General features: G+C 64.5%; 19 protein-coding genes. 17 read left to right on the top strand and 2 right to left on the bottom strand.

The window, feature by feature from the left end:
• Positions 1 to 17: 17 nt before the first annotated feature.
• Positions 18 to 1,589, top strand: coding sequence for a phospholipase D family protein (locus tag RT131_RS04710; RefSeq protein WP_313170706.1), 1,572 nt, complete (start codon positions 18 to 20; stop codon positions 1,587 to 1,589).
• 83 nt (positions 1,590 to 1,672) lie between these two features.
• Here RT131_RS04710 and RT131_RS04705 read toward each other — a convergent pair whose 3' ends face one another.
• Positions 1,673 to 2,725, bottom strand: coding sequence for an HDOD domain-containing protein (locus RT131_RS04705; protein ID WP_313170705.1), 1,053 nt, complete (start codon positions 2,723 to 2,725; stop codon positions 1,673 to 1,675).
• Positions 2,726 to 3,299: 574 nt separating this feature from the next.
• On the opposite strand from RT131_RS04705, the gene RT131_RS04700 reads away from it, so the two are divergent.
• The 15 genes from RT131_RS04700 to RT131_RS04630 all read left to right on the top strand — a co-directional run bounded on the left by RT131_RS04700 (position 3,300) and on the right by RT131_RS04630 (position 17,881).
• Positions 3,300 to 3,638, top strand: coding sequence for a non-heme iron oxygenase ferredoxin subunit (locus tag RT131_RS04700; RefSeq protein WP_313170703.1), 339 nt, complete (start codon positions 3,300 to 3,302; stop codon positions 3,636 to 3,638).
• Positions 3,635 to 3,943, top strand: coding sequence for a recombinase-like helix-turn-helix domain-containing protein (locus tag RT131_RS04695; protein ID WP_313170701.1), 309 nt, complete (start codon positions 3,635 to 3,637; stop codon positions 3,941 to 3,943). The genes RT131_RS04700 and RT131_RS04695 overlap by 4 nt, the downstream gene beginning before the upstream one ends.
• Before the next feature lie 40 nt (positions 3,944 to 3,983).
• Positions 3,984 to 5,030, top strand: a complete 1,047-nt coding sequence (locus RT131_RS04690; protein WP_313170699.1) for an aromatic ring-hydroxylating dioxygenase subunit alpha — start codon at positions 3,984 to 3,986, stop codon at positions 5,028 to 5,030.
• Positions 5,027 to 5,791: an SDR family oxidoreductase gene (locus RT131_RS04685; protein WP_313170697.1), complete on the top strand. Its 765-nt coding sequence runs from the start codon at positions 5,027 to 5,029 to the stop codon at positions 5,789 to 5,791. Before RT131_RS04690 ends, RT131_RS04685 begins: the two co-directional genes overlap by 4 nt.
• Before the next feature lie 13 nt (positions 5,792 to 5,804).
• Positions 5,805 to 6,599 (top strand): IclR family transcriptional regulator, encoded by a 795-nt coding sequence (locus RT131_RS04680; RefSeq protein ID WP_313170695.1) that lies wholly within the window; start codon positions 5,805 to 5,807, stop codon positions 6,597 to 6,599.
• 92 nt (positions 6,600 to 6,691) lie between these two features.
• Positions 6,692 to 7,645 carry a VOC family protein gene (locus RT131_RS04675; RefSeq protein ID WP_313170693.1) on the top strand — a complete coding sequence of 318 codons (954 nt, stop codon included), beginning with the start codon at positions 6,692 to 6,694 and terminating at the stop codon, positions 7,643 to 7,645.
• The gene (locus RT131_RS04670; RefSeq protein WP_313170692.1) at positions 7,642 to 8,847 is read left to right on the top strand and encodes an FAD-dependent oxidoreductase; all 1,206 of its coding nucleotides are present in this window, start codon (positions 7,642 to 7,644) and stop codon (positions 8,845 to 8,847) included. The genes RT131_RS04675 and RT131_RS04670 overlap by 4 nt, the downstream gene beginning before the upstream one ends.
• Before the next feature lie 213 nt (positions 8,848 to 9,060).
• The gene (locus tag RT131_RS04665; RefSeq protein ID WP_313170690.1) at positions 9,061 to 9,525 is read left to right on the top strand and encodes a cupin domain-containing protein; all 465 of its coding nucleotides are present in this window, start codon (positions 9,061 to 9,063) and stop codon (positions 9,523 to 9,525) included.
• Between the two features lie 38 nt (positions 9,526 to 9,563).
• The gene (locus RT131_RS04660) at positions 9,564 to 10,400 is read left to right on the top strand and encodes an alpha/beta hydrolase (protein ID WP_313170688.1); all 837 of its coding nucleotides are present in this window, start codon (positions 9,564 to 9,566) and stop codon (positions 10,398 to 10,400) included.
• The gene (locus RT131_RS04655; protein ID WP_313170687.1) at positions 10,397 to 11,191 is read left to right on the top strand and encodes an SDR family oxidoreductase; all 795 of its coding nucleotides are present in this window, start codon (positions 10,397 to 10,399) and stop codon (positions 11,189 to 11,191) included. Before RT131_RS04660 ends, RT131_RS04655 begins: the two co-directional genes overlap by 4 nt.
• Before the next feature lie 90 nt (positions 11,192 to 11,281).
• Positions 11,282 to 12,088, top strand: a complete 807-nt coding sequence (locus tag RT131_RS04650; protein WP_313170685.1) for an aspartate dehydrogenase — start codon at positions 11,282 to 11,284, stop codon at positions 12,086 to 12,088.
• Positions 12,085 to 13,578 (top strand): aldehyde dehydrogenase family protein, encoded by a 1,494-nt coding sequence (locus RT131_RS04645; protein WP_313170683.1) that lies wholly within the window; start codon positions 12,085 to 12,087, stop codon positions 13,576 to 13,578. The genes RT131_RS04650 and RT131_RS04645 overlap by 4 nt, the downstream gene beginning before the upstream one ends.
• A 92-nt stretch (positions 13,579 to 13,670) precedes the next feature.
• Positions 13,671 to 15,296, top strand: a complete 1,626-nt coding sequence (locus RT131_RS04640; RefSeq protein ID WP_313170681.1) for a thiamine pyrophosphate-binding protein — start codon at positions 13,671 to 13,673, stop codon at positions 15,294 to 15,296.
• A gap of 250 nt (positions 15,297 to 15,546) precedes the next feature.
• Positions 15,547 to 16,851 carry an MFS transporter gene (locus RT131_RS04635; RefSeq protein WP_313170679.1) on the top strand — a complete coding sequence of 435 codons (1,305 nt, stop codon included), beginning with the start codon at positions 15,547 to 15,549 and terminating at the stop codon, positions 16,849 to 16,851.
• A 91-nt stretch (positions 16,852 to 16,942) separates the two neighbouring features.
• On the top strand, positions 16,943 to 17,881 hold the full coding sequence (locus RT131_RS04630) for a transporter (RefSeq protein ID WP_313170677.1): 939 nt from the start codon (positions 16,943 to 16,945) through the stop codon (positions 17,879 to 17,881).
• A 94-nt stretch (positions 17,882 to 17,975) separates the two neighbouring features.
• On the opposite strand, the gene RT131_RS04625 is transcribed toward RT131_RS04630, so the two are convergent.
• Positions 17,976 to 18,266, bottom strand: coding sequence for a hypothetical protein (locus tag RT131_RS04625; protein WP_313170675.1), 291 nt, complete (start codon positions 18,264 to 18,266; stop codon positions 17,976 to 17,978).
• Positions 18,267 to 18,374: 108 nt separating this feature from the next.
• On the opposite strand from RT131_RS04625, the gene RT131_RS04620 reads away from it, so the two are divergent.
• Entirely contained in the window at positions 18,375 to 19,178 is an 804-nt protein-coding gene (locus tag RT131_RS04620; protein WP_313170673.1) for an alpha/beta hydrolase-fold protein, read from the top strand.
• Positions 19,179 to 19,449: the final 271 nt, after the last annotated feature.

Genomic DNA, 19,449 nt, shown 5'->3' with positions numbered 1-19,449 from the left:
ACCGTTAGGATGCGGGCATGGAAGACAAGCATCGTCCCAATCGCCTGCTGCGGTTCCTCGCCTATCTGCTGGGCGTGGTGGTGTTGCTGATCGGCAGTGGCCTGTTGCTGGGGGACCATCTCACGCCCAAAGCCGTAGGAGCGCCTTCATATGCCCTGCCCGTGCAGGCGCAGCAGACCCTGATCGATCGCCAACTGCAGCCCCTGTTGGCCGCGCATCCCGGCAAAAGTGGCGCGGTCTACCTCTCCGATGGACTTGAGGCGTATGCGGCGCGCGCCATCATCACCCGCCAGGCCGGGCGCAGCCTCGATCTGCAGTACTACATGTGGCACGACGACCTGCTCGGCCATCTGCTGGCCCATGACGTTTACCAGGCCGCCGAGCGCGGCGTACGCGTGCGTCTGCTGCTGGACGACATGAACGCTGCCGGGCTGGACCCACAGATGCTGGCACTGGACAACCATCCCAACATCGAAATCCGCCTGTACAACCCCTTCCGCAACCGCGACGGACTGTGGCGCCTGGTCGAAATGGTGCAGCGGGTCTTCAGCATCAATCACCGCATGCACAACAAGGCGTGGATTGCCGATGGCCGCGTGGCCATCGTCGGTGGCCGCAATATCGGCGCGGAATACTTCGACGCACGCCCGGACGTGAACTTCCGCGATCTGGACCTGCTGCTCGCCGGCCCCGTCGCCAATGACGCCAGCACGGTGTTCGATGACTTCTGGAACAGCGACGCCGTGGTCCCGATCGCGGCCCTGCACTACAGCACCGACCAGCAGATGGCCAACTTCATCAGCCAGGCCGAGCTGGATGCACGCCAGCAGGAGGCCGAGCCCTACCTGCAGCGCGTGCGTGCTCACTTCACCGATGCCTACCTCAGCCGGCAGTTGGACCTGCATTGGACCGACGGGGTAAGAATCCGCTCCGACCCCCCGCGCAAGCCGGTCGGCGGCGACAGCAGCCAATGGCTGGTGGCCCAGCTGGTTGACGTATTGAGCAGTGCCAAGCACAAGTCACTGCTGATATCACCGTACTTCGTACCCGGCGCAGTTGGCACCAAGGGACTGATCCAGCAGGCCCGGAACGGCGTGCAGGTCGGCATCATCACCAATTCGTTGGCCGCGAACGACGTGGCGGCAGTGCATGGCGGCTATATGCACTACCGCCGCCCGTTGCTGGCTGGCGGCGTGCAACTGTACGAGCTCAAGGCGCATGGACACGTCGAAAAGGCGTCGACCTTCGGCAGCAGCGGCGCCAGCCTGCATACCAAGGCCTTCGTGGTGGATGACCGCCGCGGCTTCGTCGGTTCGTTCAACCTCGACCCACGCTCGGCCTACCTCAATACCGAAATGGGCGCGCTGTTCGATGACCCGGTGCTGGCAGCACGCCTGCGCCAGGAGTATCTGCGCCTGTCCAGCGCGGAGATGAGTTACTGGATGTATCTGAACAAGGATCACGAACTACGCTGGCTGGATCGCGGCAGCAATCCACCCATCAGCCTGCGCACCGAACCGGACACCGGGTTCATGCAACGTGCAAGCACCCGCGTGATCAGTTGGCTGCCACTGGAATCGCAGCTGTAGGCACCCTGCCCCACAGCGGCGCAGCCATCCCTCACCGCCAGGATACGGGCGCGCGATGTGCCGCGCGGCCCTCGTTGCGGGCCTCACTCCTGCGTAGCGTCGGCCTGGCTCATCCGCTTCCACAGCCATGTCGCCACATGTTCGGGCAGTTGACTGGCGAGCGCTGCAACGGCTTCTTCCTCGCTCATCAGGCCCTGCGCATGCAGCATCGCAGCGCTGGCGGCCAGTTGTCCTACCTGCAGGGAGCGCGCCAAGCCGGTGGCAGCAGGCGCATCCACCTGTTTGAGCGCCTCGACGATGGGGGCGGACAGTTTCCAGTGCCCGGCGATCCGCACGGCGGTTGGCGCACTGCAGCGCTCCAGCACCGCCAGCAGGGTACCCGGCTCACGCACCCGCAATGGCGGCTGCGCCAGCACATCGGTGGCCGCCTGCATGGCCATCGCCGCACTCAGCCCCAGCAGCAGGCCAGCCAGCTGCGCGGCGAAGCCATCCTCGCGCTCAACGCTGCGCGCGTGATCGGCGGCAGCCAATGAAACCCGCAAGGTGTACTCCCACAGCAGGCCTGCGAACTCCGCATCGACACCACGTGCCGACTCCATCACCGGTTGCACGAGCGCCGCTGAAATGATCTGCCGGATGCCATCGTTGCCGATCAGCGTCACTGCCCGCTCTATGCTCTGCACGTCCTGCCGCTGCAGGCGATAAAGGGGACTGTTGGCGATGCGCAGCAAGGTCGCCGCCAGCACCGCATCGCTGCCGATGATGCGCGCGATCGAGCGAGAGGACGCCGTGCTGTCGTTGACGCTCTGGATCAACTGCGGCAACAGGTTCGGCCGACGCGGCGTGTAACGCGACGACAGGTCTGCGCGCGTCAGCGCCGCGACCACGTCGTCCACCACCGCCCGCTGTACACGCAATGCGTCAGCGGCTGCATCGGCAGCCCCCAGGGCACTGAGCAGGAAGCGCCGCTGCAGATCACCCACAGCCACGGTTGCCGCCTTGATCGTCGTTGTCGGTACGACCGGCGGGGTGCGCGGCCGCCGTTGTGGCCCACTCCTGTCGCCATTGCTCCGCTGCCAGAGCCAGACCAGGCCTCCGGCAACCACCGCCGCAACCACTGCCGAGATAATCACCATGACAAACAACGAATCAGTCCAAACGGAAAGCTGCCCGGTATATCGGCCTATGTCCCGTTTTCTTTAGCCAGGCATCCACCCGCATATTCCAACTTTTGGCCCAATCAAAAGTTTTAGGACAAATCCCAAAGCAACCTCATACCCGCCAGCCCTATATTCAAATCAAAGTAAATCAAACCAAGCTGCCGCTTGCCATTCGTTATTGCGCAGCAACCAGTGAGGCTCCGAGCACGCACCCCATCGCTTCCGGTTGGTGCAAAGCAAGCCATATCGCCAGGCGACGCGGCGCTATCCAACACCCGGCCCCAACAACAGAAAGCAGCAGAACAACTCCACCAGGTTTCACCCATTAAACAAAAGCCGCAACAGCAAAGCTCCGTCGCCCCAAGACATAGGCAAGCACCAACAAACAAAGTCGATCAAACTTCAAATGTGTGAATAACAGCACACGCAAATGACAGTTTCCCTTATTGCGACCCCCTCAAGCACTGCTATGTTGAATCGAAGTTTCTGTATTGAGATTTAGTTTCAAATATAAAACCTCACCCTCACCCACCCGGGCGGACAGAACGGCATGAACTGGAAAACTGTTTGTAGTAAATCGCAGGTTCACGCGGAATATCCTTTCGCAGCCAAGCTGGCTGGCAAGGAGATCGGCATTTTTCTGGTCGATGGCGACTACTACGCCATCGAAGATGTCTGCCCGCATGCCTATGCCCTGCTCAGCCAGGGATTTGTCGAGGATGGCAAGGTCGAGTGCCCGCTGCACGAGGCGGTGTTCGACATCCGAAGCGGGCGCTGCCTGCGCGAGCCCGGCGGCCGCGATCTGTCCACCTATCCGCTGCGGGTACAGGGTGATGACATACAGGTTGATGCATCCAGGATCGAAGCCGGACTGGAGGAAGTGGCATGAGCACTCCGCTGCAATTCAATCCATACCTCAAACAGTGGCAGAAGCCCGTCCCGGCCAATGACCCGGGCGCAGGCAGCATCGAGCAGCCGGGGCAGGCCCGCAACATCGTCTGGCAGACCCGTACGCGTGCCCCGACCGAGCACGAGCTGCAACTGGCCAACGCACTGGAACAGGCCTTCGCCAATGGTGCCAGCGACGTCGTCGACGTGGTCTGCCAGCTCAACGCGATCGGTGTTTATGACCACAGCGGCAAGGCGTGGACCGAAGTGTCGTTCCACAAATCCCTTGCCACCCTCGGCTACTGATCCGGCAGCCACAGCCAACGCATCCTGGGAGGGAGCATTGATGGCAAGGAAGACAGAGATTGAAGCGCACCTGCGCCGCGGCCTGCGCGAACTGTGGTATCCGGTGGTGGCCAGCTGGGAGGTATCCAGTGCACCGCTGGGCATCACCCGCCTGGGCGAGAACATCGTGTTGTGGCGCGACCACGATGGACGTGTGCATGCCCTGGAAGACCGCTGTCCACATCGCGGCGCGCGCTTGTCGATGGGCTGGAATCTGGGCGAACGCATCGCCTGCTGGTACCACGGCGTGGAGGTGGACGGCAGCGGCGTGGTCCAGGATGTGCCTGCGGTGAGCGCTTGCCCCCTGGTTGGCAGCCAATGCCTGCACAGCTATCCGGTGCAGGAACGGCACGGCGCGATATTCCTCTACTTCGCCCTCGATCCCAAGGCGGAAGTGCCGCCCCTGCGCCTGCCGGAGGAGCTGGAAGACCAAGGCCAGTACAGCCACTTCCTGTGTACGGCGGGGTGGCAGTGCGGCTACGAATTTGCCATCGACAATGTGATGGATCCGATGCATGGCGCCTACCTGCATGCGGCCTCGCACTCCATGGCCGAAGGCGACCGCAGCGCCGAAATGCAGATAGTGCCTACCGATACCGGCTTTATTTTCGAAAAGACAGGGCAGCGCGGGGTCAACTTCGACTGGGTGGAATTCGGCCATGGCGGCGCGTTCTGGTTGCGTCTGTCCATCCCGTACCGGCAGCGCTTCGGCCCCGGCGGCCCGTTCTGGATCGTTGGCATGACCGTGCCGGTGGATGAGGACAATTGCCGGGTGTTCTTCTGGCGTATCCGCAAGGTGCAGGGATGGCAGCGCGACGTATGGCGCTTCATGTACCGCACGCGGCTGGAGCAGCTGCATTGGGATGTGCTGGAACAGGATCGGGTGATCCTGGAAAACCTCGCCCCCGACGCCCGCAGCCGGGAGTTCCTCTATGCCCATGATGCTGGCCTGAGCCGGGTGCGGCGGATGATGCAGAAGATGGCCGAACGCCAGCTCGGTCAAGGCACCGCACCGGCGCTGGCAGCAAACGAGGTCGCGCAGGCATGAGTCCGTCCGCGCCCTCGTTGCTGGCTGGCCGCAACGTACTGGTAACCGGTGCTGCACGCGGATTGGGCTTGAGCTTTGCCTGTGCCATCGCCGCTGCCGGCGCGCGGGTAGTGATCGCTGACATTCTGGATACCAGCAGCGCCCTGCAGCGCCTGCATGATCAAGGCGCCCAGGCCGATGCGGTACGGATCGATCTGGCCGATCCGGCAACCGTGGAGGCAGCCGTCGCGGAAGCGGCGCAGCTGATGGGCGGGATTGACGGACTGGTCAACAACGCCGCGATCGCCACCGGCATTGGTGGACCAATGATGGACGAGCTTTCGCTGGAAACCTGGGACCGTACATTGCAGGTCAATGTGCGCGGCACCTGGCTGGTCAGCCGTGCTGCCTTGCCACACCTGCGCGCCGCCGATCGCGGCAAGATCGTGATGCTGGCCTCCGATACCGCACTTTGGGGTGCGCCCCGCTTGCTACCCTACGTGGCCAGCAAGGGCGCCGTGCTGGCGATGACACGTTCGATGGCCCGCGAACTGGGTGTTGACGGCATCTGCGTCAACGCCATCGCCCCCGGACTGACCCAGTGCGAAGCCACCGAATACGTCCCCGCGGAACGGCACGCGTTGTATGAGAACGGCCGCGCCCTGCAACGCGCGCAATACCCCGCCGACATCGATGGCAGCGTGGTGTACCTGCTGTCGGCACTTTCGGATTTCGTCAGCGGGCAGACCCTGCCCGTCAACGGCGGCTTTGTCTTCAACTGAAGGGACGACGGATATGTCAACGCCCCAGGCAACACCGGGAAAAGAGCCCACTCGCTACATGGTGCCGGCGCTGGAGAAAGGCCTGAACATGCTGTTGCTGTTTGGACAGCACCGCGGCGAGCTGAGCTTCACCCAGGTCTGCCAGCGTACCGGCATGCCCAAGGCCTCGGCCTACCGCACCGTGCAGACGCTGGAGCAGATGCGCTTCCTGAGTCGCAACAATGCCAGCGGGGCTTACAGCCTCGGCATCAGCATCCTGCGCCTGGGTTTTGACTACCTGTCGTCGATGGACATCGTCCAGATCGGGCAACCCGTCATTCAGCGATTGCGCGACACCACCAGTTACTCGGCGCACCTGTGTGTACTGGACGGTCGCGACGTGGTGTACGTGGCAAGGGCCAGCGCGGTCGGCGAACTTGCAGCCGGCGTGGGTGTCGGCACGCGCCTGCCCGCACATTGCACCGCCATTGGTCGTGTCCTGCTGATGACACTGCCACCGCAGGAACTGAGCGCGCTCTATCCGGAATCGGCGTTCTCGCTGACCTCGGAACAGGGACCAAAGACACCACAGGACCTGATCGCGCTGCTGGACGGTGACAACGCCCGCGGCCATGCCATCAGTGAATCGTTCTACCAGCCAGGTGTCTCGGCCGTGGCCTACCCACTGCGGGACCGTGATGGAAACGTCCTGGCCTCGATCAGCGTGATGGTCCCGCGCTCGGTGTTGCCACTGGATCTGAAGACTTCGCTGAGCACACAGGTGGAGACCGCCGCACGCGAGATCGAAGGCTTCCTGCAGGCCTGTTGAGTACACCAAGACCTGCTCTGCAACGCCCCCGCTGTCACTGTTCGCCTGTTGCACCCGACCCAACCGCCCCGCCACCCCATGGAACGGAAGTCATGCAGATAGTCGGTATTGAAGAATTTGAGTTCGGTGTTGAAGACCTGTCCACCTGTGAGCGCTTCGTCGCTGACTTCGGGCTGAGCCGTGTGGCCGTCGGGCACGAGCTCGCCGGCACCCGCGGCGTGGAAACGCTCAACGGTTCGCGGCTGACGCTCTTCCCCGTGGATGATCCGCGCCTTCCGCAGGCGATCGAAGCCGGCTCCACATTGCGCCGCATTACCTGGGGCGTTGCTTCGGTGCAGGCATTGCAGGCGCTGGCGCATGCCTTGGCCGACCAGCCTGGATTCGTGGCCGACCACGACAGCATCAGCTGCCGCGACCCCAATGGCATGACCCTGCGTTTTCGGCTCAGCCGCCTGCGCTGCGTTGAACTGGCGCCGTCGCCACCGATCAACCAGTGGGGAGATGTACGCCGTATCGACCAGGCCAGCCCGGTATACGACCGCGCCACGCCCATCGGTATCGGCCACGCCGTGCTCTTCGTCGACGATCTCGCGCCGGTGGAACGCTTCTATCGCGACAAACTGGGCTTCCATGTCTCCGATCGCTATGTGGGTCGTGGCGTGTTCCTGCGTGTGGCCGCGCGCGGCGGCCACCACGATCTGTTCCTGCTGCACCGCCCCGGCAAGCCGCGCGGCCTGAACCACGTTGCGTTCACCGTGCGCGATATCCAGGAGGTGTTTGGCGGCGGCCTGGCCATGAGCCGCGCCGGCTGGGCGACCTTCCTCGGCCCTGGCCGCCACCCGATCTCCTCCGCCTATTTCTGGTACGTGCGTAGCCCTGCCGGCGGCGCCTTTGAGTTCTATACCAACGAGGATCATCTCACCGAGGCGTGGCAGCCCCGCGAACTGGAGCACTCGGTGGAGTCGTTCACCGAGTGGGCGGTGGAAGGTGGCATCGATGCCAGCACCCGTCGTCAGCTGCGCATGCAGGACGTACCCACGGCATGAGCAGCCTGCAAGACATCGTCATCATCGGTGGTGGGCAGGCTGCCGGCTGGGCCGCAAAAACCTTGCGCGACCTGGGTTACGACCAGCGCCTGCGCGTGGTTGCCGACGAAACCCATGATTTCTACGAGCGCCCGCCACTGTCCAAGGACATTCTCAGCGGCACCCTCGCGCCCGGCCAACTGAGTTTGTTCCCGGCCGAGCTGTTGGCATCGCTGGCCATCGATTGGCAGCGGCCGCGTCGCGCCCTCGCCATTGATCGACAACAGCGGCAGGTGATGCTGGACAACGGCATCGCGCTGGCCTACGACCGCCTGCTGATTGCTACCGGCAGCCGCCCACGGCTGCCGGACCCGGCCTGGGCACACATCGCGGGCGTGCTTACGTTGCGCAGTGTGGATGACGCGCTCGCGCTGCGGCAACGTCTGGCCAGCTGCCAGCGCCTGGCCGTCATTGGCGGCGGTTGGATCGGCCTGGAGGTAGCGTCCCTGGCACGCGGCCAGGGCATCGACGTGGTGATCTACGAACGTGGCCCCTACCTTTGCGGTCGCAGTATCGGCAACGACGTATCGACACACTTGGCCGCGCTGCATCGGGAACGGGAAATAGCACTGCGGCTGGATTGCGGCGACCTGCGCCTGGCACAGGTCCCAACGGGCGTGCAGATCACTACGCCCGCCGATGCCGCTGTCTATGACACCGTGCTGGTCGGCGCCGGGGCCCAGCTGAATACCGAGCTGGCGCAGGCAGCCGGCCTGCAACTGGGCCATGGCATTGTCGTGGACGGCAGCGGACGCACCAGCGACCCGGCCATCTACGCCGCCGGTGATGTAGCCCAACACCCGCGCCACGGCCTGTGCGTGCAGTCCTGGGCCAACGCACAGAACCAGGGCATCGCTTCGGCGCGCGGCATGCTGGGGCTGGACGTCAACTACGACGATATTCCCTGGCTGTGGTCTGACCAGCACGGCATCAACATCCAGATTCTTGGCCTGCACTCCGAACACAACCGTCGCGTGCATCGCGCAGCCGAAGATGGGCGCGACATCTATTTCCAACTCGACCAACAGGCGCGCCTGCAACACATGGTGGCCTTCGGTGATGCACGCGCAATCAAGCTGGGGCGCCGCTGGATGAGCGCCGCACGACAACTGGATCCGGCCGTTCTGGCCGACCCCGGGATCGACCTGATGGCGCTGCGCTAGCACCGGCGCAGGCCATCACAAGCAGGAACAGAACGGCTCGCCACGCAGCGGGCACGGAAGGCTGTACCCGGTAGTCATCGCCGGCAGGTTGCACGCAGGTTCCCGTCGGCAGCAATGCCGTCCCCTTTGGATTGACTGATTCGGAGTTAGACCATGAATGAGCAGCACGCCACAGAGCACGCAAGCAGCAAGCAATCCCGCCTCGGCGAGCGCATGCAAGCACGCATTGCACGCTACCAGAGCCGAAGCTATGACTGGGACGCGCTGAAGTTCCAGGCCGACTTCGACCCCAAGTATCGGCGCGCGCAGATGCGCTACATGGGCACTGGCGCCACCGGCGTTGGCGCGGACGCCAACACCGTGCCTTCCGACAGCTTCACCTTCTCCACGATGGTGCTGCCTGCCCAGTGCGAGGGTCCGTTACACCTGCATGACGATGTGGAGGAAGTGTTCTTCATCCTTCGCGGCAAGATCCTGCTGACCCTGGAAGAGAATGGCGAGCGCTTCGAAACCGAGCTGAGCGAACGCGACCTGATATCGATCCCGCCGGGAATCTACCGCGGCCTGTTCAACCATGGCCAGGAGGAAGCCTTGATGTGCGTGATGCTGGGATCACCGACGCCGCGCATTCCCACCTATCCGGCTGACCATCCGCTGGCCAGGATCAAGCGCAACTGAGGCCGGCAGCGATGACAGCCTCCCCCTCCTGCGCAGACATGTCAGCCACTCCCGCCATCTGGCGGGAGCGCTTCCAGATCATTGCCGGACGCAAGATCGCCTACCGCGAATGCGGTAGCGGGCCAACGGTGGTGTTGCTGCACGGCATCGGCTCCGGTGCAGGTTCCTGGGAACTGCTGTCGACGCTGCTGATGCAGCGGCTACGGGTCATCGCCTGGGACGCCCCCGGCTACGGCGACAGCGACGCCCTGGCCGAGCCCAACCCTCGCGCCAGTGACTACGCCTATGCACTGCATGGCCTGGTGGCCACCCTTGCTCTGCCGCCATTCGTGCTGGTTGGGCACTCGCTCGGCGCAATGATGGCCGCCGCCTATGCCGCGGCCTATCCGCAGCAGGTACACAGCCTGCTGCTCGCCGACCCTGCACAGGGCTACGCACGCGCCACAGCAGCCGCACGCGCACGCGTGCGCAGTGAGCGACTGCAGATGCTCAACACTCTCGGGTCGGAAACCTACGCACTGCAGCGGGCCGCGGCCCTGTTACGCCCATATCCTTCCGAAGAAGCGCTGTTGGCAGCACAGGCCGCCATGCGGCGGCTGCGCCCGGACGGCTTTGAACAGGCCTGCGCGATGCTGGCCAACGATGACATCTGGCGTTATCTGCCGAAGTGGTCTGGCACGACGCGGGTGATCGGCGGCGACCTGGACACCATCACCCCCCCGGCAGACGTCAGTGCATTGGCATTGCGGATCAAGGCACCGCTGCGACTGCTGCCCGGTGCTGGCCATGCCAGCTACCTCGACGCCCCGGCGTCCTTCGCCAGGACCGTGCTCGAAGCCGCACGCCACCTCCAACCAGCAAAGGGAACGCCATGAAGTTCGAAGTCCAGGCACGCATCGCGGTAGTTACCGGCGGCTCTTCCGGCATCGGTCTGGAGACGGTGCGCTTGCTGCTTGCGCATGGGGCCCACGTCGCCTTCTGTGGCCGCGACCCGATGCGCCTGGCGCAGGCCGAGCGTTGCCTTCGCCAGGAGTTTCCCGATGCCACCCTGCTCGGCCATGCCGCTGACGTGCTCGATCGGGCGGCCATGGATGAATTCGCCGGCATCGTTCATGCGCGCCTTGGCGGCGCCGACATGCTGATCAACAACGCAGGCCAGGGTCGCGTGGCTTCGCTGGCAGAAACCGGCGAGCAGGATTGGCTGGATGAAACCCGGGTCAAACTGTTCGGCGTCCTGCACCCGCTGCAGGCGTTCCTGCCGCTGCTCGAAGTCAGCGAGCGCGCTTCCGTCACCTGCGTCAATTCGCTGCTGGCGCTGCAGCCGGAACCGCACATGATCGCCACCTCCGCCGCCCGCGCCGCCCTGCTCAACCTCACCCACTCGCTGGCCCAGGAACTGATCGGCAAGGGCATCCGGGTCAACTCCATCCTGCTCGGCATGGTCGAGTCCGGGCAGTGGCGGCGGCGCTTCGAACAACGCAGCGATACCGAGCTGGAGTGGGCCGACTGGACCGCCCGCATCGCCGCGCGCCGCGGCATTCCGATGGGACGCATGGGTCAGCCGCAGGAGGCGGCGCGTGCCCTGCTTTTCCTCGCCTCACCGCTGGCTTCCTACACCACTGGCAGTTGCATTGACGTATCCGGCGGTTTCAACCGCCAGCTCTGAATCGCCCTGACCACTACCGCTTGCCCGCAACTGCCCTGCAGCTGGCCGTCGCCCACCTCGCAATCGGGTATTACAAGGAGTTCTGCCGCAATGACCCGCACCTGCAGTAAACGCATCCTGTTGATTGGCTATGGCGCCATGGCGCGCGAAGTCGTCGCCCGCCTGCCCGACGGTGTCCGGGTGGGTTGGGTGATCGTGCCCACCGAGTTCCATGCTGCCCTGGTCAGTGAGCTCACCCCACAGGGCATCGAGGTGCTGGACAGCATCAACCAGCTCGATGCCGCGCCAGACCTGGTGCTTGAATGCGCCGGCCACGCCGCGCTGTCCGAACACGGCATACCCGCGCTGCAACGCGGTTGGCGACTGGCAGTGGTTTCCGTTGGTGCATTGGCCGATGCCGCGCTGCACAGCCAGCTTCTCAACGCCGCCCGGGACGGCGACGCGGTGCTGCAATTGCTCTCCGGTGCGGTGGCAGGAATGGATGGACTCGCCGCGGCGCGCGAGGCAGGCCTGGACGAGGTCACCTACATTTCACGCAAGAGTCCGCGTAGCTGGCGCGGCTCGGCAGCACAACAGATGATCGATCTGGACGCAGTTGCGGAAACCACCGTCTTCTTCGAGGGCAATGCCGGTGAAGCCGCACGTGCATTCCCGGCCAATGCGAACGTCGCCGCCACCATCGCGCTCAACGGTATGGGCATGGAGGCCACGCGGGTCGTGCTGATGGTGGACCCGCATACCCGCCGCAACACCCATCGCATCCACGCACGTGGTGCATTCGGCGAAATGACCATCGAACTGGCGGCAAATCCATTGCCCAGCAACCCCAAGACCTCGATGTTGGCTGCGCTGAGTGCGGTGCGCGCCTGCCGCCAGCTGTTGGAACCGACGGCATGAGCAGGTCGACGATGAGGTCGCTGATCGAACAGCACATACCCATCGGCGGGCAGTGGCGCCAGGGCGGTGGTGCCTTGATGCGTTCAGTGTTCCCGGCCGACCAGAGCATCAATGCGGAACTGCATGCCGCTGACCTCGATGATGTCGAGCAGGCCGTAGCAGTCGCCGACCGCAGCTGGCGTGCGCCCGCCTGGCGCGACCTGCCCGCCCACCACCGCGCGCGGGTGCTGTACCGTGTTGCCGACCTGATCGATGCACAGCGTGAACCGCTGGCGCGCCTGCAGACCCGCGACAACGGCAAGCCCTTGGGCGAGACACGCGCCCTGGTAGACAGTGCAGCCGCCACCGCCCGTTACTTCGGGGCGGTCTGCGAAACCCTGGATGGCGTGCTGCCGATACCACGCAGCGCGGAATTCATGACCTTCAGCAGTCACGAACCCATCGGCGTGATCGCTGCCATCACCCCGTGGAATTCACCCATCGCCAGCGAGATGCAGAAGATCGCCCCGGCGTTGGCCGCCGGCAATGCGGTGGTACTCAAACCAGCCGAAGCAACACCGTTGGCTGCGTTGGCGCTGGCCCGCCTGTTCGAACAGGCCGGGCTGCCGCCGGGCCTGCTCAGTGTGCTGCCCGGGCGCGGCTCCCTGATCGGCGAAGCCATCGCCCGCCACCCACTGGTGCGCAAGATTTCCTTCACCGGCGGTACCCGCACCGGGCGTCACCTGGCGCACGTCGCCGCCGACAAGCTGATCCCGACCTCGCTTGAGCTGGGCGGCAAGTCACCGACCATCGTGCTGGACGATGCCGACATCGAGCTGGCCGTGCAGGGCGTGGTGTATGGCATCTACAGTTCGGCCGGCCAGGCCTGCATTGCCGGCTCACGGCTGTTCGTGCAGCGCGCGTGCTATGACCACTTCATTCAGCGCCTGCAGCAGGTCGCCTGCGCGCTGCGCATCGGTCATCCCGAACAGGAAGGCATCCATCTCGGGCCACTGATCAATCACGCCCACCGCGACAGCGTTGCCACTTATGTCGCGTCGGCATTGGCCGAAGGTGGCCAGCTGCGCTTCGGCGGCGCAGCACCTGCCGATGCGGCGCTGGCAGCGGGCAGCTATTACCAGCCGACCCTGATCGAAGGCCTGTCGCCGCAGGCACGTGCCTGCCGCGAGGAGATCTTCGGACCGGTGCTGATCGCCCTGCCCTTCGACGATGAAGAGGCCTTGGTCGCGCAGGCCAATGACAGTGTCTACGGCTTGGCGGCCGGCATCTGGAGCCGCGACTACCGCCGCGCCCTGCGTCTGGCTGCACGCCTGGAAGCCGGCACGGTGTGGATCAACACCTACAAGAAGTTCTCCATCTCCACGCCGTTCGGCGGCTTCAAGGAGAGCGGACTGGGCCGCGAGAAGGGCCGCGAAGGCCTGCTCGCCTACATGCAGCAGAAAAGTATTTACCTGGGACTGGATGCAACCCCAATGGGATGGAGCCAATGAAGAGCGAGACCATGACAACCGAGCAGCTCAGCCGCTCCGCACAGGAAGCAGCGCACAATTCCGCATCCGACGCGGCCGCCCGGCAAGAGCGCGTGACCGCAGCCGAAGCCATCGTGCGGGTACTGGAAGCCTACGGCGTTGACGCTGTGCATGGCGTCATCTCCATCCACAACCTGCCGGTCGCGGACGCCATCGGCCGCCGCGGACAGATCCGTTTCGTCGCCGCGCGTGGCGAAGCCGGCGCAGCGGCCATGGCCGACGGCCACGGCCGGCACAGTGGACTGGGTGTCGTCCTGACCAGCACTGGTGCCGGTGCCGGCAATGCCGCAGGTGCGCTGATGGAAGCGCTCAACGCCGGTACACCGGTGCTGCATATCACCGGCCAGGTGGAACGCGACTACCTGGACCGTGATGCCAGCTTCATCCACGAAACACGCGACCAGGTGAGTCTGCTGCGCGGCTGTTCCAAGGCAGTCTTCCGCATCCTGCATCCCCAGCAGGCGGTCGCCGTCACCCAGCGCGCGATCCAGGAAGCGATACGCCTGCCTGCCGGTCCGGTCAGCATCGAAATCCCCATCGATGTGCAGGCCGCCATGGTCGACCTGCCCTGTGCGATCCAGCGCCTGCCGCTGCCAGCGCCGGCGCGCGATGACAGGGCGGTGGCTGCACTGGCCGCGCGCCTGCTCGCCGCGCAAAGGCCGATGCTATGGGTAGGTGGCGGCGCCATCGCCGCGGCCGCTGCGGTCCTGCGTCTGGCCGAGCTCGGTGTGCCTGTCGTATCAAGCACGCACGGCCGCGGCATCCTCCCCGACGGTCATCCGCGCAGCCTGCGCGCATTCCACAACGCCACGGGGGTCGCGCGTCTGCTGGCGGAAAGCGATCTGGTAATCGTTGCCGGCTCACGCCTGCGCAGCAACGAAACCGCCACCTACAGCCTGCCGCTGGGCTCCTGCCGGGTACAGATCGACATCGACCCGGCCGCCTGCAACCGCAACTACCCAATGGATGCGTTCGTGCTGGGCGACTGCGCGGACGTACTGGATAAGCTGGCCGAGGCCCTGCAGGTTGCGCCCAAGCACGATCCGCTCCGCGACCGCGATATTTGCTCTGCCACCATTGCCGCCGAGTACGCCCTGCGTGAGCAGCTGGGCGCGTATGCAGTGCTGTCGGACGCGGTGCGCAGCGCGCTGCCCGACGATGGCATTTTCGTGCGCGACATCACCATGTCCGGCAGTACCTGGGGCAGTCGACTGCTCAACTTCCAGCAGCCACGACAGAACATCCACTCGCTGGCCGGCGCCATTGGACTTGCATTGCCCACCGCCATTGGCTGCGCCATCGCCAATCCCGGGCGCAAGGTCATGGCATTGATCGGCGATGGCGGCTTGATGCTCAACATCGGTGAACTCGCCACAGCCGTGCAGGAACAGCTGGACATGGTGTTGCTGGTGATGAACGACGGTGGCTACGGGGTGATGCGGGGTATCCAGCAGAAGTACTTCGGTGACCGCCAGTACTACAACCAGCTGCATGCCCCGGACTTCCACGCATTGGCTGGGGCGATGGGCATGCGTGCCTGGAAACTGGATGACTGCAGCAATTTCGATGCCGTGCTGCGGGCCGCCGTCGCCCATCCGGGCCCGGCGCTGGTGGAGGTGAACATGGCTGCGATAGGGCCACTGCACTTCTCGGGTCCACCGCAGAAGAGACTGTACTGAGCCCCAGACGCCTCGCGGTGTGCGGGCAGCCGCTGCATCGATGACAGCCAACGCAACTGCAATGTTGCACGGATCCCACCCGCCCCGGGTACGTCCTCCAACACGCGTCCTGACTTCTGCACGTTGGCACCTGGCTGCCATCACTGCCTGAAACGCCCCTCCAACTCCCGCACCTGCCACCGGCACCGCAGCAACCGCCACCTGCTGCCGCCCGTACTGCCAAACCGCCGTCAACGCAAAGGAGAGTGTGATGCAAGCACGTAGTGCCCGCTGGTATGGCGTGATCACCCTGCTGGTGATCGTTGCCATTTCCTTTATCGATCGCATGAACATCGCGTTGATGGTTACCGATGCGCATTTCCTGCAGCACTTTGGCATGGCCGCCGGGGACCGGGCCAGCCAGGCCGCGCTCAGCACCGCGTTCATGGTCGGCTACGGCCTGTCAGCCTTTGTACTGACGCCATTCTGCGCCGCGCTGCTGGGCGTGCGCCGCAGTCTGCTACTCGGGTTGATCCTCTGGGGCGGCGTCACCTTTGTCTCGCCAGCCTTCGACAGCTATGCCCTGCTATTGCTCTCGCGGGTATTGCTCGGTGTCTCCGAAGGCCCGCTGTTTGGTCTGGCATCGTCCTATATCAAGGCTTACTTCGAAGGTCACGAGAACGGCAAGCCCAATTCACTGGTCAACATGGGCACCGGGCTGGGCCTGGCCATCGGCATGCCGCTGATCAGCAGCCTGATTGCCACACTCGACTGGCAAGGGGCATTCCATGTGTTGGGCCTGATCAACCTGCTGATCGGCTTGCCGCTGGTACTGGCCTATATCCACATGCCGCAGCTGGCGGTATACCAGCAGCGCCCCGCGTCGGTACGCGAGATGGCCGCGCGGGTCCGGCAGATATTCAGCGGTGCGTTGCAGACGCGCTACCTGCTGATGATCACCGTACTGACTGCCGCCTATCTTGCCTATCTCTGGGGCAGCGTCAGCTGGCTGCCCACCTACCTCAAGGAAGCGCGCGGCTTCGCATTGCGCGAGATGGGCTGGCTGGGTTCGCTGCCACAATACGCAATGATCATCGGCGTGCTGATCAGTGGTTTCGTCATCGACCGCATCCCGCGCCGCCAGGTGCCCCTGATTTTCGTGGTCGGCAGTATCGGCGTTGCCATCGCCGTGCTGACTGCCCTGAATGTCAGCAACAATTACATGGCGGTGCTCAGCCTGATCGTCGCCGGCATTTTCTGCGGCATCCAGACACCGCCGCTGCCCAGTACCGTGCAGTACTACGCACAACCACAGAATGTCGCCAGCGCCATGAGCATCACCAATGGCACCGGCGCATTGGTCTCGGCATTCATGCCCCTGCTCATGGGCAAGGTGATGATGCTGGCGTCCGCTGGCGGTGCATCGCCATACGCCAGCCTGAGAGCCGGCTTTGCAGTACTGATAGGCACGCAGCTGCTCATCCTGGTCTGCGGCTGGATGCTGTGGCTGCGCGAACGCGCCCAACTGCCGGACAGCGCCACGTCGCTGTTGCAGCCGCGTGATTGCAGGCGCTGAGACCATCATCCGGCGTAGTCATCGCCGCCCCCGACGCTGCAGGCCGCCCACCAACGGCGCTGCCCCCGTATCGACCGCAAGGAGCACAACCATGCAACATCGCATCTGCCTGTATGTTCTATCGGCCGCCATTGGCGCGTCCACAGCACCGGCACAGGCCTTGGATCTCGCCCTGCCGGGGGTGAACACCGGCGCGACCAGCTTCGAGGATGGTGGTGGCGGCGTCGGCCATATGTTCCAGACCAGCAACAGTCGCTTCGATGCCAACCGCAACTATGACGCCAAGGGTGAAAAACGGCCGATGCGCTATGACCGTGCGCTGTGGATCGCGCGGCTGCACTATGCCTACACCAGTTCCAGGCAGGCATTTGGTGGCCACCTTGGCGGCGAGCTCATCGTGCCCCTGCTCGACCTGGAACTCGACCTGGGGCCTGCGCATGTCAGCGGCAGCGGCCTCGGCAACCCCAGCCTTGGCGGCTATGTGCAATGGCGCGACAAACGGCTGTTTGGCAAGCGCTTGGACGCACGCCTGGCGTTGGCAGCATCGCTACCGCTTGGCGACTACGATCGCAATGCCAAGCTCAATCCGGGCACCGACTACTACAGCATCAATCCCTATTACGCCTTTACCTGGCATCACAGCGACGCGTGGGAGATCAGTGGTCGCCTCATGTACCTGTGGAATGGCAGCAGCGATGATCCCGAGACACGCCTGCATGCTGCGTTCGGCCAACCAGTACACAGGATTCAACCCGGGCGGGCACTGCACTACAACCTCAGCGCATCGCATGCACTGAATGCACGTTGGCGGCTGGGCCTGGCAATGTATCACCTGCAACAGACGAGTGCCGACCGCATCAATGGGCACGCGCAGCCCGCGTCAAAGGAGCGCCTGTTCGGCATCGGCCCGGGCGTGCAGTGGCGCGCTGGGGCGCATCGCTTCATCGGCAATGTCTACGCCGAAGGCGCGGCGAAGAATCGCGCCGCCGGTTCTCAGCTGGTGGCGCGCTATCTGTACGTGTGGCGCTGACGTCCACGACGCGCGGCGTGCGGGGGACCGAGCCCCCGTAGACGCCGCGTGCATCGTCCTCTGTGAAGTGTCAGCAACGTGGCGACGACAGTCGTCATCGCTTCCTTTTCTGCAGGCGTACACCCATCGGGCCCTGCAGTGACCCATCCTCACCGATGGTGAAGTCCACTGTCTCCGCCTCGGTGCCCGGTACCACAACCTGCAAGCTGTCGCCCTCGCGGACATAGCGGGTCTGCTGAACCTTGCCCAGCATTTCGACGCTGGCCCTGCCATCAGCTGCGAAGGTATAGCTCACCATTCCCATGCCATCGTCCCAGGTACCGTCAAGGCCCTGGCTGCAGGCAACCAGCAAGGTTGCCAACGCAACGATCAGCAGCTTCTTCATCCACAACCCCCAGTAACAGCGCAGACCGACACGACGGTGTATCGACCAACATTCTGGCACACGCCCAATCAGGCTAGGCTAGTGGCTTCTGCCAGGGAGCCGGATGCAATGGGTCGCATCGTGATGTCGCTATGTCTGCTGGGCCTGCTGCTGGGCTGCAGCAGCCTGTCCTCAACCACCACTACCGTGCCTGCCAAGGGACAGTTCGTGGCACGCCAACTCGAATTCGAGGGCCATCAGTTCCGTTACCAGGTATTCGTCCCGGCCGCTGCCGCCACGCCGCCGGGCGCACGTCCGCTGGTGCTGTTCCTGCACGGCTCGGGCGAGCGCGGCGATGATGGACACAAGCCCACCCTGGCCGGGGTAGGCCCCTGGCTGACCCAGAACATGGATACCTTCCCCGCACTGGTCGTATTCCCACAGGTTCCGGAAAACGAAGAATGGCGAGGACGCAACGCGCGCATGGCGTTGGCGGTTCTGGATGCGGCCAGCAAGGAGTTTGGCGCCGATCCGCAACGCATCTATCTGACCGGTATCTCGATGGGCGGCTATGGCAGCTGGGAGCTGGCCCTGACCCGGCCTACGCAGTTCGCCGCGCTGGTGCCTATATGCGGGGCACTACGCGCGCCGCGACCCGACCGCCCCGGTTTGATGGTCGACCAGGTGGCCGACGTTGCCGATCCCTACCAGGCAACCGTCAACCGCCTGCGCGATGTGCCGACCTGGATCTTCCACGGCGCGCTCGATGCGCTGGTGCCCACCACCGACGACCGCGCCATTGCCGCCGCCAGCCAGCGGTTGGGCGCCGGCTTCCGCTACACCGAGTATCCGGGCGTGGAACACAACGCCTGGGACGCCACGTATCGCAACCCTGCGATGTGGCAGTGGATGTTCAGTCAGCGACGCCAATGAAGGCAGTAGCCACCATCTGCGCCAGCACGACGCGCTTTCCTCGCGCCGGGCGCTGACCGCAATGGTGCCTGAAAGCGCCATTGCGAGCGGGTCGATGCCATAGCGTGATTGCAGTCACGCATCCACTGGCGTCACCTACACGTGCCCTGCACGGCCGGGATTGGACAGTGCAGGTGCGTGCCGCCGCTTCCAACCGCGCAGGGTTCGTGCCATAACAGCGCCTCGCCGCTTTCGACAGCAACAAGGGGTTGGCGGCCCATCGCGCTACGCC

Origin of the sequence: Stenotrophomonas sp., assembly GCF_032066555.1 — a bacterium.
Lineage (GTDB): Bacteria > Pseudomonadota > Gammaproteobacteria > Xanthomonadales > Xanthomonadaceae > Stenotrophomonas.
Note: the sequence above shows the minus strand (reverse complement) of the source record. Positions and strands in the feature narration are given on the sequence as shown.

Coding starts and splice junctions, on each gene's coding strand:
- RT131_RS04710 (WP_313170706.1), top strand. CDS start 18: ATGGAAGACAAGCATCGTCCCAATCGCCTGCTGCGGTTCCTCGCCTAT.
- RT131_RS04670 (WP_313170692.1), top strand. CDS start 7,642: ATGAGCAGCCTGCAAGACATCGTCATCATCGGTGGTGGGCAGGCTGCC.
- RT131_RS04650 (WP_313170685.1), top strand. CDS start 11,282: ATGACCCGCACCTGCAGTAAACGCATCCTGTTGATTGGCTATGGCGCC.
- RT131_RS04655 (WP_313170687.1), top strand. CDS start 10,397: ATGAAGTTCGAAGTCCAGGCACGCATCGCGGTAGTTACCGGCGGCTCT.
- RT131_RS04645 (WP_313170683.1), top strand. CDS start 12,085: ATGAGCAGGTCGACGATGAGGTCGCTGATCGAACAGCACATACCCATC.
- RT131_RS04635 (WP_313170679.1), top strand. CDS start 15,547: ATGCAAGCACGTAGTGCCCGCTGGTATGGCGTGATCACCCTGCTGGTG.
- RT131_RS04700 (WP_313170703.1), top strand. CDS start 3,300: ATGAACTGGAAAACTGTTTGTAGTAAATCGCAGGTTCACGCGGAATAT.
- RT131_RS04675 (WP_313170693.1), top strand. CDS start 6,692: ATGCAGATAGTCGGTATTGAAGAATTTGAGTTCGGTGTTGAAGACCTG.
- RT131_RS04665 (WP_313170690.1), top strand. CDS start 9,061: ATGCAAGCACGCATTGCACGCTACCAGAGCCGAAGCTATGACTGGGAC.
- RT131_RS04685 (WP_313170697.1), top strand. CDS start 5,027: ATGAGTCCGTCCGCGCCCTCGTTGCTGGCTGGCCGCAACGTACTGGTA.
- RT131_RS04695 (WP_313170701.1), top strand. CDS start 3,635: ATGAGCACTCCGCTGCAATTCAATCCATACCTCAAACAGTGGCAGAAG.
- RT131_RS04680 (WP_313170695.1), top strand. CDS start 5,805: ATGTCAACGCCCCAGGCAACACCGGGAAAAGAGCCCACTCGCTACATG.
- RT131_RS04705 (WP_313170705.1), bottom strand. CDS start 2,725: ATGGTGATTATCTCGGCAGTGGTTGCGGCGGTGGTTGCCGGAGGCCTG.
- RT131_RS04660 (WP_313170688.1), top strand. CDS start 9,564: ATGTCAGCCACTCCCGCCATCTGGCGGGAGCGCTTCCAGATCATTGCC.
- RT131_RS04620 (WP_313170673.1), top strand. CDS start 18,375: ATGGGTCGCATCGTGATGTCGCTATGTCTGCTGGGCCTGCTGCTGGGC.
- RT131_RS04630 (WP_313170677.1), top strand. CDS start 16,943: ATGCAACATCGCATCTGCCTGTATGTTCTATCGGCCGCCATTGGCGCG.
- RT131_RS04625 (WP_313170675.1), bottom strand. CDS start 18,266: ATGAAGAAGCTGCTGATCGTTGCGTTGGCAACCTTGCTGGTTGCCTGC.
- RT131_RS04690 (WP_313170699.1), top strand. CDS start 3,984: ATGGCAAGGAAGACAGAGATTGAAGCGCACCTGCGCCGCGGCCTGCGC.